This window comes from Steroidobacter cummioxidans, assembly GCF_003104955.1.
The window spans coordinates 1-16,716 of record NZ_LSRW01000041.1 but is presented as its reverse complement, the minus strand read 5'-3'; the positions used below and the strand labels follow the sequence as shown (position 1 = coordinate 16,716).

Genomic DNA, 16,716 nt, shown 5'->3' with positions numbered 1-16,716 from the left:
ACGTGTGCAATGGGCCAATTGGTCGAAGACCTCCTGCGTGAACCTGGAGCAGAATATTCTTAAGCCGCCGCGGGTGCGAGCGAACGCTGGCGTTCACGCTCGGACCTCGATCCATATACCAAAGAGTATGAATTGAGATCACCAACCGCGCGCGACGCCCGGCACTTGCGCGCATTGATAGCGGCGGTCGCGTCGCGAGCGCCGATATTCAAATGTCAGTTACAAGACTAACCTCGGCACTAGTGGCGAAAGATGGATTTCCTCTGTCGCCGAGCATCCTTCCCCTGACCGGACGGCCCGAATTCTATCGCCAAGGGTTAGCGACGTGACGACGCGTGGTTTCGGTTCAATCCATTATCACGTCACGACTTAGTTTGGAAAAACTCAAGCTCCAGAATTGCCAGCGAGAAAGCAGCTGCGCCGTACGAAACATCAACAAATATAGATCAGTGCCACGCTGATGAAGCGAAGCTGGCGGGTGTGCGAGATCGCGGGCACTGATTAGAAGATGCCGGTGGGCGGGTTGATCCGGATCCAAGTTGTGCCCTGTGACCAACTAGACCATCGTTAGGGTTCGCGTGCGAGCAAGCATTCCCCGAATTTTGGCGATACGTTGTTGGCCTGGAAGAACGCGAGTCGCCTCTAATGAACTCCTCGGAGGTCGCATCCAATTGAATGCTGGACGGTCGGAGTTGCCATTAGATCGGTGCTCTCGCATCGTGCCTGTTGGTTCAAGACTCCGGCGCGAATGCCAGTGGCGTGAACGGCTGCGCAACAAGGAAATAAGCGATGCTTCAAGACCTTCGGAATCAGACCGGCTCACTTACGAGCGATGCGACGGGAAGTCGGTTTCGGATGGATTTTTTTGGGCGATGAGGCAGTGTGAAGAGCACGTCGACCTTACGTGGCTCAACGCTGTCCCATTGTTCAATCCAGCGGCGCATCATGATGCTGATGCACCTGAGAGGTTTAGTCGATGACTGCAGGGAACCCGACCAATCTCGGACTGAACGATCCGCATTCCAGTTCGAATGGATTGAAGGCACGACCGAACGAGCCTTCCACACGGCCACAGAGGGAACGATCGATCGTAGTGGCGTCGACCTTCACCGCGGACCCGCTCCGTGTGCCGCTTGAGTTCTGGTTGGATCTGCTTGGCATCCGTGGAGACGTCACGATCGCGCCCTATGGTCAACTCATGCAGGAACTGCTGAACTCAAGAAGCGCAATTGGAACAAACAATGGTGGCTTCAATGTCGTACTGATTCGCCTGGAAGATTGGATACGCGACAGAGCGAGCGAGAGCTTCGAGGGAAACATCGAGCAGGTACGTCGAGCCGTGATCGATCTGGTGTGCGCGTTCGAGGATGTGGCGGCGCGAACCGGTGCCACGACATTCTTGGTTTTTAGTCCGTCGTCCAATCGGGCGATGAGCGTATATGGCGAGGTGTTCGAGGAGGCGCAACGCTGTCTCCTCGGGCGGCTCCACACGCTGGATCGTGTGTGGTGTTGGACTCATGCTGACGTGATTCGATTGTACCCCCTGGATCGGCACGAGGATTCGCTCGCCGACAGAATCGGCCATATCCCCTACACAAATGAATACTTCGTCGCACTGGCGACTTTCATAGCGCGGCAAGTCTCAGCACGTGTGAAGCCGCAGTTTAAGGTGATCGCGGTCGATTGCGACAACACACTCTGGAAAGGCATCTGTGGAGAAGTTGGTGCGGAAGGCGTGATGGTATCGCCTGCGCACGTTCGGTTTCAGCAGATGTTGGTACGTCAGCACGATTCTGGAATGTTGCTATGTTTGTGTAGCAAGAACAATGAGAGCGACGTCGAAGCAGTGTTCAAAGGACGCGAGGAAATGGCGCTGCGCGAAGAGCATCTGGTCTCGTCGCGGATCAACTGGTCGGCCAAGTCATCCAATCTAGTTTCTCTCGCCGAGGAGCTAAATCTCTCGTTGGACAGCTTCATCTTAATAGACGACAGCCCTCTGGAATGCGCCGAGGTGCGTGCCCACTGTCCGGGCGTGCTCGCTCTGCAGTTTCCTCAGGAACCTGAGGAGATCGATCACTTTATAGATCACGCGTGGGCGTTCGATCGGGTTGGCGTCACGGAGGAGGCGAGAGAACGTACCAGAAAGTACAGGGAGAACAACGCGCGTGCCAAGGCGCGTGAGGAATCGGGGGACCTCAAGCGATTCCTTGCCTCACTTGAACTGAAGGTGAACATAGCGGGGATGAAACCAGGCCAGCTGGATCGAGTGGCGGAGCTGATATCAAGGACGAATCAATTCAACCTCACGACGATTCGTCGAGGCGCGAGCGAGATCGCGACGCTCTGCGAGGAAGGCGGATTCGAATGCCTCGTCGTTCACGTGCGAGATCGCTATGGGGATTATGGGCTCGTGGGCGTCGTGCTGTTTCGTCGCGAGCCCACGTCGATTCGCGTGGATACATTCGTCTTGAGCTGTCGTGCACTCGGTAGAGGCGTCGAAGGGTGGGTCGTGAACGAACTCGCGCGAGTGGCACGGAGCGAGCAGCGCACGACGATCCTGATGAGCTATCGGCCGACCACGCGTAACGCACCGGCGCGGATGTTTCTTGACGGGACCTTCGGACGATTTCGCGAGATCGCAGACAGCGATGCCGGCGAGATTTTATTCAAGATCCCCGTGGAGCGCGCCGAGGAGCCGCTCACGGACGCGCTTGTCGACTGGCGAGTCGATGAATCGGAGCACCGGCTGGTCGCCGCGCAACACGTTCGCTCGGAGACCCCGACTCATGACTGGCATGAGGCGGCGTACGCGCTAAGTCATCTACCGGAGATCGTCTCGCGAGTCGATCGGTTCGCGGCGGGCAGGCGAGGCGCGCCGATCGAATACGTGGCGACGCGAACCAAGACGGAGATGGCGATCGCCTCGATATGGAGCGAGGTGCTGGGTTTGGAGCGAGTAAGTCTTCGAGCGGATTTCCTGGCGCTGGGAGGAGATTCCGTGTTGGCCGTCCGGGTGATCACCCGAATAGCCGCCACGCTCGGGCTTGAACTGTCCATTTCCGACTTCTTCGGAGGCGCGACCGTTGAGACAATCGGGGCGAAATTGGCCCGCGCGCGGGAAGCGAGCGCAGGTGTCCAGCGCCGGGATACGATAGGAGCACTGCCGATGTCGGGCGCGCAGCGACGGCTCTGGTTCATCGACCAGTTGGAAGGCGGGAGCTCGGCCTATCACGTTCCACTGGCGCTGCGGATTCACGGGCGCGTGGATGCCAACGCGCTGGGCGCGGCGTTCGACGAGCTCGTGATGCGACACGAGGTGTTGCGAACGACCTTTGTCAAGGCGAACGACGAGCCTGCGCAGGTGATCTCGCCGCGCGGCCACTTGGAGCTTCGGATCGTTGACCTGAGCGAGCTTGCGCGCGAGCCGCGCGATGCTAGCGTGCTGGCCCATGCGAGCGAGGAGCTCGGGCGCGCGTTCGATCTGCGCGTGGGACCACTCATCAGAGCTCTGTTGCTTCGCCTTTCGGAAGAAGAGCACGTGTTGTTGATCACCATGCATCACATCATCTCAGATGGCTGGTCGACGGGAATATTGATCCGAGAGTTGACAACATTGTATGAGTCGCATCGGGAACACCGAGCAGATCCACTTCCACCACTCATCGTCCAATACGCCGACTACGCCCAATGGCAGAGGGAATGGTCGGCGGGGATTGATGCCCAGAATCAGTTGAGTTATTGGAGGCGGCACTTGCACGGTGCGCCGCAGATGTTGGAGTTGCCAACGGACCGGTCGCGTCCACCGGTGCAAAGCTATCGAGGAGCGACCGAACCATTCCTCTTGGGGCGGGATCTCACCGCGCGGCTGAGGGAGTTTTCGCGTGGCCGAAATCTAACCCTGGCCATGGCCTTGCAATCGGCGTGGGCGATCTTGCTTTCAAGACTCAGCGGACAGACGGATGTTGTCGTGGGAATGCCGGTGGCGAATAGGCCCCGTCATGAACTCGAGAACTTGATTGGCTTCTTCGCGAACACGCTCGCGGTGCGAATACGACTCGAAGATGATCCTCGAGTCGAGGATCTGCTCTCGCGTGTCCGAGACGTGATGCTCGATGCGTATACGAACCAGGAAGCGCCGTTCGAACAGGTCGTGGAAGCGCTACAGCCGGTGCGGCGGCTAAGCCACAATCCGATTTTCCAGGTGATGTTTGTTTTTCAGAACACACCGCGCTCCACGTCAAGCCTGCCTGGTTTGCGCTTGGTGGAGGAAGAAGTGTCATTGACCACCGCTCAGTTCGATCTTCTCCTGTCGCTGCGAGAGGTGGCGGACGATATCACCGGTTTTCTCAACTACGCGACTAGTCTGTTCGACGCGGAGACCATCCGAACGTGGCTTGGATGTCTCAGAACCATTCTTTGGGCAATGGTGAGACAGCCACAGTCGACGATTGGCCGGCTGCCGTTGCTCGATGACCGGGAACGACAACAAGTCATCGACGTGTTCAACCGCACCCGATCGAACTATTCACGTGAGAAATTGATTCAAGAAATGTTCGAGGATCAGGCGCAACGCACGCCGCACCGGATCGCGGCCGTGCAGGACGGTCGATCACTTACGTACACGGAACTTAACAACAAGGCCAACCAACTTGCGCGATGTTTGATGGAGAAGGGTATTCGCCCGGATGGATTGGTGGCGATCTTTGTCCACAAGAGCGTGGACATGGTCGTTGGGCTGCTGGGAATCCTGAAGGCCGGCGGCGCTTACGTTCCCTTGGATCCTGGCTATCCCATCGATCGATTACGGTACATGCTGGAGGACGCCGGTGCAAGCATCGTGCTGACGCAGAAGGAGCTGCGGTCCGCTCTGCCCACCATGTCGGCGGAGCTTATCGTCCTGGACGCGAATCCGGCGAAGATAGAGAGGTACGCCAAGGAAAATTTGGCACGCGATGAATGTGGGGTGACCGCGTCCAATCGAGCGTACGTCATCTACACCTCTGGATCCACGGGCCGGCCAAAGGGCGTCGCGATGGCTCATCGCTCGATGGTCAATCTCATTGAATGGCACCGGAAGACATTCGCGGCTCGGGAGGACGAACGGGTGCTGCAGTTCGCCTCACTTAGTTTCGACGTGGCATTCCAAGAGATCCTCTCCACGCTGTGCACCGGAGCAACATTGGTGTTGCCCCGCGAGGAAGTCCGTAAGGACGCTCGAGCGCTTCTTGAGTTTTTGGTGAATCAAGGCGTCGAACGGCTCTTCGTGCCGCCGTTGATGCTGCAGAGCCTGGCGGAGTGTCTTGGGGGAGCTAGGACGCCGCCGACGAGTTTGCATGACGTGATCACCGCGGGGGATCAGCTGCGCATCAGTCCTGAGATATCGATGTTCTTCAAACGGCTCGCGGGATGCAGACTGCACAACCATTACGGGCCGACGGAGACGCACGTGGTCACGGCGCTGACATTGCCGGAGGACCCGAATGATTGGCCCGTGCTTCCGACCATCGGCCAACCGATATCGAACACTCGAATCTACATATTGGACTCGCTTCGCCAGCCGGTTCCTACGGGAGTGGTGGGTGAGTTGTACATCGGGGGAGCCAACGTCGCTCGTGGTTATCTGAATCGGCCGGCGCTGACGGCGGAACGATTCCTCGGAGATCCATTCACCGATGATCTCTATTCCCGTATGTATCGTACGGGAGACCGTGCGCGGTGGCGATTGGATGGTTCGATCGAATACCTCGGTCGAAATGACAATCAAGTGAAGATTCGTGGGTTTCGCATCGAGCTGGCGGAAATCGAGGCGCAGCTTGCTGGCCATGAGCAAGTGCGAGACGTGGTGGTGGTCGCGCGCGAAGATGGCATCGGCGAGAAGCGTCTCGTGGCCTACGTCATCGCGGTCGATGGACGCGCGCTAGATGCGGATCAGTTGCGCGAGTTTTTGCGGCCGATCTTGCCCGAGCACATGATCCCGAGTGCCTATGTCGTCCTGAAGCAGTTTCCGTGTTCGCCCAACGGGAAGCTTGATCGACGAGCACTGCCGGCGCCGGAGCTGCGTGCGTACGCGAGCCACGACTACGATCCACCGCAAGGAGAGGTAGAGGAGGAGGTGGCGCGGATTTGGCGGGAGTTGTTGCACGTGGAGGAAGTCGGCCGCCAAAACAACTTCTTCAAGCTCGGTGGACATTCACTCGCGGCGACACGCGCCGTGACGCACATCGAGCAGCTCTTCGATGTCGAGGTTCCTCTCCGCGTCATGTTCGAGACACCGACCGTCGAGGGGCTGAGCAAGTTTATTCTGCAAAAGATCGCTGCTGAAGTCGCGATGGAGGCGTCATGACAGAGGAAGGTCGCGAGGGGAATTCGGGCGAGTCGCTGAAGCACATGACCCTGGCGCAAATCAAACAGCTACGCGATCAATCCACGGCGCGTAGCAAGCGGACGCGTCTTCCTCCGGTGATGGTCGTGGACCGAGGCGAGGCATTGCCTCTATCGTTCGCCCAGGAGCGATTTTGGTTCCTGGAACAGCTTGGGCTCGTAGGCGCGGCCTACAACGTACCCATGGTGACGAAGTTGGATGGGAACCTCGACGCCGTGGCGCTTGAGCGCGGTATCGCAGAACTGATTCGTCGTCATGAAAGTTTGCGAACGCGCTTCGAAATCCGCGCCGGCACGCCAATCCAGGTGGTCGCCTCCCCAGGTTCGTTCGCCTTGGAGGTGGTGGATCTGTCGGCGCTACGCGAAGAGGACAAAGAGTCGCGGTTGCGTCGCCTAGGTACCGAGCAGGCGCATCGCCTGTTCGATCTGGCGAAGGGACCTCTGCTCCATGCGTGCTTGGTGAAGTTGTCGCCCCTAAGGCATGTCCTATTGTTAACCATTCATCACATCGTGATCGATGGTTGGTCTTGGGGTGTGTTGTTTCGCGAACTTGGCGCTCTCTATGAGTTCTACGCCGAGGGTCGAGGCGCGCGACCGCTGGATCCGCCGCTGCAGTATGTTGACTACGCACTCTGGCAGCGGAAATGGTTGCGAGGGGAAGTGCTGGAAGAACAGTTGCGGTACTGGAAGGAGCACCTTGTCGGCGCGGCCCCGCAGCTACAATTGCCCACGGATCGGCCTCGGCCAGCCACCGAAAGCTTCCGAGGCGCGACAGTGAGGTTTAAGTTGTCCGCGAGTGTGTCCGAGGCGCTGGGTAAACTGGCGCGTCACGAGGGCGCCACGCTATTCATGGTGATTCTGGCGGCTTATCAGACATTGCTGGCGCGCTGGAGTGGTCAACGGGACATTCTTGTCGGGGCGCCAGTCGCGGGTCGGAGGAGCCGCGAGCTCGAGGATATCGTTGGATGCTTCATCAACACGCTCGTTTTTCGAGCCGACGTGGACGGCGAACTCACGTTTCGCCAACTGCTAAGCCAAGTCAAGGACGTGACCTTGGCCGCGTATGCTCATCAAGACTTGCCTTTCGAGGCACTTGTCAGGGAACTGCATCCGGACCGCGATCTAGCCCGACAACCGATCTTCCAGGTCGCCCTCGAGATGGAGAACCAAGGCGACGCGTGCTTGGAGCTGGCCGAGCTCACATGGACTTGGTCCTGGACCGAAGTCGAGCGCGCGGTCACCCACTTCGATCTTACCCTATTCATGAGCGAACGGCGCGATGGACTTGCGGGAATGTTTGAATACGCGGTGGATTTGTTCGAAGGCGATTCAATCGAGAGAATGGCGGGTCATTTTCGAACATTGCTGGAAGGAATCGTGGCGGATCCCGATTGCCCGGTACGGCGGTTGCCGCTTCTTGGGCAGGGCGAGCGAGATCAATTGTTAGCGATGTCGAGAGCGAAGGAAGCACAGTTTCCTAGCACCGCCTTGATTCATGAGCTATTCGAAGAGCAGGTGCGTAGGTCGCCTCACGAGATCGCCGCGACATGCGACGACGAGCGACTGACCTACGCCGAACTCAATGAGCGAGCGAATCGGCTGGCCCGATATCTCGTCGGCATGGAAGTTGGGCCGGAAGCCTTGGTCGGAGTCTTCTTCGAAAGGGGTTTGGAGATGCTGGTGGCGGTGCTCGGAGTGCTAAAGGCGGGAGGTGCCTATCTCCCCCTCGATCCAGCGTATCCCACCGAGCGACTCGCCTACATGCTCGCGGAGGCGTCCCCGAAGATAGTCTTGACTCAGGGACGATTGACAGGATCGTTGCCGGAGACCGGCTCCGCGATTGTCGCGATGGATCGCGACTGGCCGTGGATCGAGGGATACTCACCCAGCAATTTTGACGCCCAGGAGTTGGGCTTGCGATGCGATCACCTCGCGTACGTGATCTACACGTCCGGCTCCACGGGGAGGCCGAAGGGCGTGATGATCGAGCATCGCAATGTCACTCGATTGTTCTCGGCCACCGAAAAGTTGTTCAACTTCGATCGACAAGATGTCTGGACGCTTTTCCACTCGATCGCCTTCGATTTCTCGGTTTGGGAATTGTGGGGAGCGTTGTTGTACGGAGGACGCCTTGTGGTCGTCCCACTTCTCACAGCGCGATCGCCCGAGGACTTGTATAGCTTGTTGTGCCGAGAACGAGTGACGGTGCTCAATCAGACGCCGAGTGCCTTCGCGCAACTGATCGACGCTCAGGGGCGCCGCGTCGAGGAACACTCGCTTCGCCTTGTAATTTTTGGTGGCGAGGCGCTCGAGCTGAGGGCCCTTCGACCCTGGGTGAAGCGTAACGGCGCGAGTAGACCGCGTCTGGTGAATGGGTACGGTATCACCGAGACGACGGTGTTCGTGACCTTCAGTCCATTGTCCGAGGATGCCATCGCGTCCGGGCAAGTGAGCTCGATAGGCAATGCCATGCCGGATCTTGGCACGTATCTAGTGGATCAGAGCTTGCAGTTCGCGGCGATCGGCGTGATGGGAGAAATCCACATTGGTGGCGCGGGGGGCGCACGCGGATATCTCAATCAACCCGGGCTGACGGCGGATCGATTCATTCCCGATCCATTCTGCGAGCAGCCGGGGTCACGCATGTATAGGAGCGGGGATCTGGGACGATGGCGAGCGAATCAGTCCATCGACTACATGGGCCGCAACGACCACCAGATCAAGATCCGAGGCTTTCGGATCGAATTGGGGGAGATCGAAGAACAGCTCTCCCGCCATTCGAGGGTCAAGGAAGCGGTGGTCATGGCGCGAGAGGATGAGCGGAACGAGCAGCGGCTCGTGGCGTATGTCACTCTCGATGGTTCGACGGAAGAATCGCGCTCGAGCACGGAAGTATTGCGAGTGCATCTACGCGCGGTGCTTCCGGAGTATATGGTGCCCAATGCCTTTGTCGTGCTCGATCGGATGCCGCTGACATCGAATGGCAAGCTTGATCGCAAGTCGCTCCCCATGCCGACGGAGTCGAGCGGTCTCCAATTTGAGGCTCCCGAAGGAGAGGTTGAACAAGTCCTGGCTGAAGTCTGGAGAGAATTACTGGGGCTCGGGCGGATCGGTAGATTGGATAACTTTTTCGAGCTTGGAGGACATTCGCTTCTTCTCATGAAGGCATTGTTCAAAATTAACCAGGCGCTTGATTGTGAACTGTCGGTCGCCGACGTATATCGAAGTCCAACGATCAGGGATCTGTCGTCGCGGATCGGCGGAAAGGTGTTCAGGGACAACTTCATCGATCTTTCGCGCGAGGCGGTGCTGGAGGCAGATATCGTCGCGAACGGAGAGTCTCCTCGTGTTCCAGCGCGAGCCGTCTTACTGACCGGTGCCACTGGTTTCGTGGGTCGGTTCCTTCTAAGTCAGCTTCTTAACGAGACATCGGCGACCGTCCATTGCCTCGTGCGCGCACCCTCCAGTTCCCAAGCCTTCTCTCGACTCAAGGCGACGTTGCTGAAATGGGATCTGTGGGAGGAACGGTTCGAGTCAAGAATCGTGGCGATCCCTGGGGATTTGCGAGCTCCTTGCCTGGGCCTTGAACCCGATGTCCACGAAGCGCTTTCGCGGGATATCGATAGTATTTATCACTGCGCCACCAGCATGAATCATCTCGAAACCTACGCGATGGCGAGGCCGGCGAACGTGCGGTCGGTCACCGAATTGCTGCGGCTCGCGGTCCGTGCGAAACCCAAGCTCGTCAACTATGTCTCGACGCTGAGCATTTTCGGCGCATCCGACGCGCATCGAGTGGTGGACGAAACTAGCTCGATCGACGATGAGAAACATCTGGCCTCCAATGGTTACGCCGGGAGCAAGTGGGTCGCGGAAAAGATCTTCATGGCCGCCCGCGAGCGGGGCATTCCTTGCAACATATTCCGCCTTGGCCTCGTGTGGGCGGACACGAGGAAAGGGCGTTACGACGAACTCCAGCGCGAGTATCGCATCTTCAAAAGTGCCCTATTGTCCGGTTGTGGAATCAAAGACTATCGCTATCCGGTGCCTCCGATACCCGTTGATTGCGTGGCGCGATCCGTAGTGCTTCTGGCGACTCGGCATCCGCGAGGCGACGGTGTCTTCCACCTCTCTTCGTCGAGGCAGATGAGCGAGGGCTTGTTCGAGCGCTATAACGAAATCGCGAGTACCCCTCTCGAACTTAGGTCTTTCTATGACTGGATCGCTGAAGTCAAGCGGCGATGCCGCGCGGGGCAGTCACTGCCCGTGGTGCCGCTCGTCGAGTATGCATTCTCCATGGATGAGCAAGCGTTTCTGGAGTGGCAGGGAAGGGAGGGCGCGGGCACCATTCTTGATTGTGCTTCCACTCAGCAGGAACTGGAGCGCGCGGGCATCGTCGTGCCGGCGATGAACGACGATTGGCTAGGTGCGTTCGTGCGACGGGTCGTCGCGATGGAAGCTGAATGCGCGGAATCGATCCACGGCGTGACCTGCGAGATTTGTCGGAGCGAAGGCGCGGGCTGAGAACGGAGGCGGGAGAGGCTTCAGGGCCTCGAGCCAGGAGTATTCGACAAGGAGCTGACATGAATATGGCAAGGGAGCACGCGCGGGTGGAGTGGCCGCCGAACGAGGAACGGCGCGAGATGCTGCGGAGGATGTTCAGGATTCGCTTCTTCGAAGAACGCGCGTCTTCGATTCGGGTTGAAGCGAAATTGCCTGGTGTGCTGCATAACTCCATCGGGCAAGAGGCGGAGATTGTTGGCGCGTGCATGGCATTGCGCGCTGTCGATTACATGACGGGCAATCACCGCTCGCATGGTCATCCGATCGGCAAGGGGGCGGAACTGCCGCCGTTGATGGCGGAACTGTTCGGAAAGAAGACAGGCGTGTGCCGAGGCAAAGGCGGCTCGATGCATTTGGCGGCCTTTTCCGTTGGCAGCCTTGGCGAATCCGGAATCGTCGGTTCACTGATGCCGGTCGCGGTTGGCGCGGGACTCAGCGCGCGATTGCGCGGAACGGATCAAGTGTGTCTCTGCTTTTTCGGGGATGGCGCGGCGAATTGCGGTCCCTTTCACGAATCATTAAACCTCGCGAGCGTGTGGAAACTACCCGTCGTGTTCTTATGCGAGAACAATGGGTATGCGATTCACACTTCGCAAGCGCAGACGACGGCCGTCGCCGATATCGCGCAGCGAGCCAGTGCCTACAACATTCCTGGCGTGATTGTCGACGGTCAAGACGTTTTGGCGGTGTACGACGTTGTGTCGATGGCGGTCGCCCAAGCGCGAAGTGGCGCTGGGCCAATGCTCGTCGAAGCAAAGACGTATCGATACTGTGAACATTCCGAGTTTGGCGAGCCGGCCGATCCTCCCCCCTATCGAAGCGAATCCGAATTGGTCCTCTGGAGAGAAAAGGATCCCATCGAGATCTTTTGCGCTCGACTCGAGGAAGCCGGGCACCTTAGTCGCGAGGAGATCGAGACGATGCGGAAGGAAGTGTTGTCGGAGGTGGATGAGGCGGTGGCGTTCGCGGAGAGGAGCCCGGTGCCAGAACCGCATGAGCTCCACGACGATGTCTACGTCTGACGATTCACGCGGAGGATGAGCACGTGCCGCAGATCACATACAACGATGCATCGACGGAAGCTGTCTTGGAGGAAATGCGGCGAGATCCGCGAGTCTTCGTCATGGGGCAGGACGTGCAGAGCGGCGCGTATGCTGCCGCGGTGGGTGAGTTCGGTCTCGAGCGGATTCGAAACACGCCAATTTCCGAGACGGGGTTCTATGGCGCCGGTATCGGAGCGGCACTGACGGGCATGCGCCCGGTCATCGAGGGTGGTTGCTCCACCTTTTTCTACTCGGCCATGGATCAGATCGTGAACCAGGCGGCCAAAAGCCGATATATGTTTGGCGGTCAGGCGAGCGTTCCGCTCGTGATACGCGCGCCGGCGGTGTATTCGGTCGCGCTGGCGGCGCATCACTCCGATCGTCTCTGGGGGCTGTTCTCGCAAGCTCCGGGTCTAAAGATCATTGTTCCGACGACGCCACGCGACGCCAAGGGGCTCATGAGGGCGGCGATTCGCGATCCGAACCCAGTTATGTGTTTTGACGATTTCTCACTGTTGGGTTTGATGGGGGAGGTGCCGGATGGAGACTATGTCATTCCCCTGGGCGTGGCCGATATCAAGCGCGCGGGATCCGACGTGACCATCGTCGCGCTCGCCAAGGCCGTTCATCACGCCTTGGCGGCCGCGGATGTCCTCGAGCGTGAGGGCATCTCGGTGGAAGTGGTGGACATACGATCGGTCGTCCCCTTGGATCGGCGAACAATCCTCAACTCCGTGGCGAAGACGGGGCGCGTGATGGTCGTCGACCCGGCGCCGAGGACCGGAGGCGTCGCGGCCGAAGTCGCGGCCACCGTCGCCGAAGAGGCGCTTGGGTATCTCAAGGCGCCGATTGTCCGCTTAACCGCGCCGGATATCCCGGTTCCCTTCAGTCCCCACCTTGAACAGTTGATGTACCCGACCATGGAGAGCATCGCCGCCGCTGCTCGTAAGCTCTGCGCCCCTCAGATCTCGACGCGAACCGAACGTCGCGGGAGTTCGCGCCAATGAGCGGACAGCTCGCATTCGGGGGACAATAGACACGATGAACGTACCATGGTGCATTCTCCTCATGGCACCGCACTCCTGGTCGATGGCGTCGGCCGTGGCATCCGCGTCTCGCGCGGCGACCGGATTCAGTGGTGGGCGCGCGGTTACGACACGGCACGATTCGGGCGGAGGATTGGAATCCTGTCGTCGAGAAGGCGATGGGCGGTTCGGTCGTTTGACTGTCTTGTCAATCGCGCGCGAACACCCTTGGTCGAAAGTGGCGCTGGCATGTCGCTCGATTCGTGGCGATGAGTGCCGGGGAGCATGTGCAAGGCGTTCCTGACGTTGGCAGTTTCGTCGCGCCGCGAGCCAAGCATTCCATGTACTCCCGCTCTTGAGGCGCTTGTGTGGCGGCGCCGCGACGGTTTCTTTCAAGCAGGGCGTGCATCGTATAGCGCGCTTGGCCCGTAAGCCGACTAGGAGAGCTCCGGTTCACTCGTGTCGCGTCGAGGCTATTCCTCTCGCGCGATTCTTTGCGCCGACCTCGCTGAACCTTTGTCGAGATTGAAGGGATGGACCCGTATGCTTGTAGGCTCGTCGCGATCTTCGGCACCGAAGTTATCGATCTGCATCACGACATTCAATCGGGCTGCTTTCATCGGCGAGACGATCGAGAGCATCCTCGCTCAACTGACCGACGAATGCGAAATCGTCGTCGTGGACGGTGCCTCCACCGATGACACGCAATGCGTGGTCAAGGAGTATGCGCGGCGTTGTGAACGTTTGCGCTATTTCAGGCAACTGCAGAACAGTGGCTTCGATCGTGACTGTGATCGAGCCGTGGAGCTGGCGAATGGAGAATATTGCTGGCTGATGGCGGATGATGATCTGTTGAAGTCCGGCGCCGTCGCGGCGGTGCTGGGAGCGATTGGCTCGGATGTCAGTCTCGTCGTCATCAACGCCGAGGTTCGGGATTTCGGGATGTCCGAAGTGGTCCAGGGACGGTGGATCCATTTGGAATCGGATCGTCTGTATCCCCCCGAAGACACGGATCGGTTGTTCGTCGAGATGGGCGATGGCCTGACGTACGCCGGCAGTGTGGTTATCAAGCGAGGGATCTGGCTCGCGCGCGAGAGGGAGCGGTACTATGGTTCGATGTTCATTTTTCTCGGCGTGATCTTTCAAGAGCGCCTTCCTGGGGATGCCAGGATCATCGTGGATCCTCTCGTTAGCTACCGAAGTGGTAACACGCACACCTTCTCGTTGGCCTACTTCGAGACCTATATGCTCAAGTTTCCGGCGCTCGTGTGGTCGCTACCGCTCGCTGACTGGGCAAAACGAAAAATTTGCGACCCGGAGCGTTGGCGAGACGCCCGAGAGTTGTTCCTATGGCGCGCGCGAGGTTCCTACTCTTGGCGGGAGTACCGGCAGTGGATTCTCCCTGGTCGTCGGGTTCGCGATACCCTTGTCCCGGCCCTCATCGCGCTCCTACCGGCAGCGGGGGTGAATGCCTGGCTCGTGTTCTACTACTCGATTTTCCGCCGGCCGTATCGTGGCGTCTGGGAACCAGCGATCATCCTACAAGCACTGAGGCAGAGTCCCTTCCACGTCCGAAACTGGCGAGCATTCAAGTGGCTTTAGCGGCCGCTTGAGCCAAACTGTCGAGCTTCCATTCGGGTAGGCGATATAATCCGCCACTGCTCGCACGGTTGTTGGCGCAAGACTGAGTACGGCATGTGAGTGTCTGAAAGAAGGAGAACCACAGCCGCTACGTGTGAAACTGCGGGTTGAAGCGTTTTTTTTTCGAGAAACGGAGCTGATCTAGGCGATGACTAGATCGAAACGCTGTGTGTTCAAGGCGTAGTAAGGCATGAGCGCCCCTAGCTTCTTGAAGAACTTCACCGTGTCCGCGCTATTCGTGGCGTGTGTTCCTTCGGTCTTCACGAGGTGAGTGAAATCTTCGGCGCTTCCTGTCTTCTTGAAGTCGGACCAGACGAGCCAAAACGATCTTCCATCCGCTGAGATCCATTTGGGAGATATTTGAGGGGCGAAAGCGCGCGCGCCTGCGTCATTCTGTGGCGTCCACGAGGTATCTTCGAGAATCTGCGCCCAAGCTCCCCAGGGATTCTTTGATACCCAAAGTCCGAGATAGCTCGGCCTTCCGAACCAACTCCCATCCGGTGCGCAGCCCATCCCCCAGCTAGCCATCATGTAGACATCAAGGGGCGCGTTGTAGGTGACGCTTGGCATCCACGCCCACGGATGGATGGATGTGTTGACCCAACCGCTGGGGAACGTGTGCACGACGGACCGCGCGTCGATGTCCGCGGTCCAGCGGGCGGCCCCGCCCGGCCGAATGCCCGCGAAGAACTCATATCTGGTCCGATCATGGATGGATGACTTTGGTGCTCGGAACATGACCAGCTGATTCATCGTGCCATCGGTGTTACCGTTCGGAGCATAGACATAGACGAACCCATCTTTGTTGGCTTGGTAGTCCCGGCCCATCTGCAGAACGGACAGAAGCGAAAATGCATCCTGGTGCTCTTCATAAAAGAGCATGTTCTTCTTTGATCGATCTTGCCAACGTTCCCACGTCACCGGCGTGGAGCCGTCCTGGTTGCGCCAAATACGTCCTTTGTCGCTGGTATATATGAGCTTCGCGCCGACAAAGCGCGCATCGGGCCATGGAGCGAAATTGTCGCGGGAGAACTGGTGGTTCGGAGTGCTCAGAAACTGAACGATCCGGCCATCCAGTGCGATCGTTCCGAATCCGTAGTAGCGCTCAATGTTCTCGCTGTTCAAAAGGCCGGGCAGCTCGGGGTAGTGCTCCACCTCATGAAACCGAGCATCGATGGGGCCATCCGTGATGGTGTAGAGGCGACTGTTATAGAAATCCTTAGGATTTTCGACCCAGCCGAGACCATCGCACACGGCGACGAGCTGCCGATCGTCGGCGGTCCACGTCATATGGTAGTTGTCACCCATCCCACCAAGCCGTAGCGTGGTTTCCTCGCGAGGATGAGCTGCCTGGATGCGTGAACCGATCTGGATTTTCGCGGCGATAGCATCGGGTGGGGCTGCTTGACGAACATTGGCGGGCTGGGCGCCCAAGACGCTCGAGATAGATGTCGCCACGCCGATCCCGGCGGCTGCCTTCACGAACTCTCGCCGGGTCGTCATAAGATTAACCTTCCGCTACCCGTGTCATTGATCGGTCAAGAGTCGCTTTGTGGGCCCGGCACCAAGCAACGGCGAACCCGCAAAGTCATCGCGTGATCGATAGACTGGTTCAACCGGGGCGGTATCCCCGGATCAGGGGGAGTAAAGGTGCATCGGGCGCTAAGATGGACCCTGGTGTTTCTTGCAAACTGGTACTGGGACTGGCTGTAATGACCCACCGATTTCTGCTCAGGTCATGCTGCTAATTTGAACGCCTCAGCGGGCGTTCTCATGTCCAATGCCTGGTGTGGCCGCTGGTTGTTGTAGAAGCTGATCCAGTCGCTGATGACCCGATTTGCATGCTGCAGCGTTTCGAACCGGTGACGATGCACGCATTGGTCCTTCAGCGTGCGGATCACGCGTTCGACCATGCCGTTCTGCTCCGGTGAGCGCGGTGTGATGAACTCCTGGCGAAGCCCATAGCTGCGCACTAGCGCGGTATAGCTGCGGCTCGTGAAAACCAGGCCATTATCCGAGCGAAGCAAGAACGGCGCCGGTACGCGCCCCAGTGTGCCGAAGCG

7 protein-coding genes are annotated in these 16,716 nt (G+C 58.8%); 5 read left to right on the top strand and 2 right to left on the bottom strand.

All coding sequences use genetic code 11. The annotated features are described in order from the left end of the window. The first annotated feature begins 1,093 nt into the window (after window positions 1-1,093). The 5 genes from D0550_RS19550 (at window position 1,094) to D0550_RS19530 (ending at window position 14,614) form a co-directional block, all read left to right on the top strand. The gene (locus tag D0550_RS19550; RefSeq protein WP_161965933.1) at window positions 1,094-6,343 is read left to right on the top strand and encodes a non-ribosomal peptide synthetase; all 5,250 of its coding nucleotides are present in this window, start codon (window positions 1,094-1,096) and stop codon (window positions 6,341-6,343) included. Then, window positions 6,340-10,905: a non-ribosomal peptide synthetase gene (locus D0550_RS19545; RefSeq protein WP_116810880.1), complete on the top strand. Its 4,566-nt coding sequence runs from the start codon at window positions 6,340-6,342 to the stop codon at window positions 10,903-10,905. Before D0550_RS19550 ends, D0550_RS19545 begins: the two co-directional genes overlap by 4 nt. A 65-nt stretch (window positions 10,906-10,970) precedes the next feature. Beyond that, on the top strand, window positions 10,971-11,966 hold the full coding sequence (locus tag D0550_RS19540; RefSeq protein ID WP_174842506.1) for a thiamine pyrophosphate-dependent dehydrogenase E1 component subunit alpha: 996 nt from the start codon (window positions 10,971-10,973) through the stop codon (window positions 11,964-11,966). Between the two features lie 23 nt (window positions 11,967-11,989). Next, window positions 11,990-12,994 carry an alpha-ketoacid dehydrogenase subunit beta gene (locus D0550_RS19535; protein ID WP_116810879.1) on the top strand — a complete coding sequence of 335 codons (1,005 nt, stop codon included), beginning with the start codon at window positions 11,990-11,992 and terminating at the stop codon, window positions 12,992-12,994. Between the two features lie 543 nt (window positions 12,995-13,537). Beyond that, on the top strand, window positions 13,538-14,614 hold the full coding sequence (locus D0550_RS19530; RefSeq protein WP_161965932.1) for a glycosyltransferase family 2 protein: 1,077 nt from the start codon (window positions 13,538-13,540) through the stop codon (window positions 14,612-14,614). A gap of 180 nt (window positions 14,615-14,794) precedes the next feature. Here D0550_RS19530 and D0550_RS19525 read toward each other — a convergent pair whose 3' ends face one another. Continuing rightward, window positions 14,795-16,135, bottom strand: a complete 1,341-nt coding sequence (locus tag D0550_RS19525) for a hypothetical protein (protein ID WP_206606411.1) — start codon at window positions 16,133-16,135, stop codon at window positions 14,795-14,797. Window positions 16,136-16,389: 254 nt separating this feature from the next. After that, window positions 16,390-16,716: integrase core domain-containing protein (locus D0550_RS19520; RefSeq protein WP_153067237.1), on the bottom strand; the 327-nt coding region annotated here is incomplete at its 5' end.

Excerpts from the sequence above, each read along its gene's own strand:
- D0550_RS19545 (WP_116810880.1), top strand. The coding sequence starts at position 6,340 with ATGACAGAGGAAGGTCGCGAGGGGAATTCGGGCGAGTCGCTGAAGCAC.
- D0550_RS19540 (WP_174842506.1), top strand. The coding sequence starts at position 10,971 with ATGGCAAGGGAGCACGCGCGGGTGGAGTGGCCGCCGAACGAGGAACGG.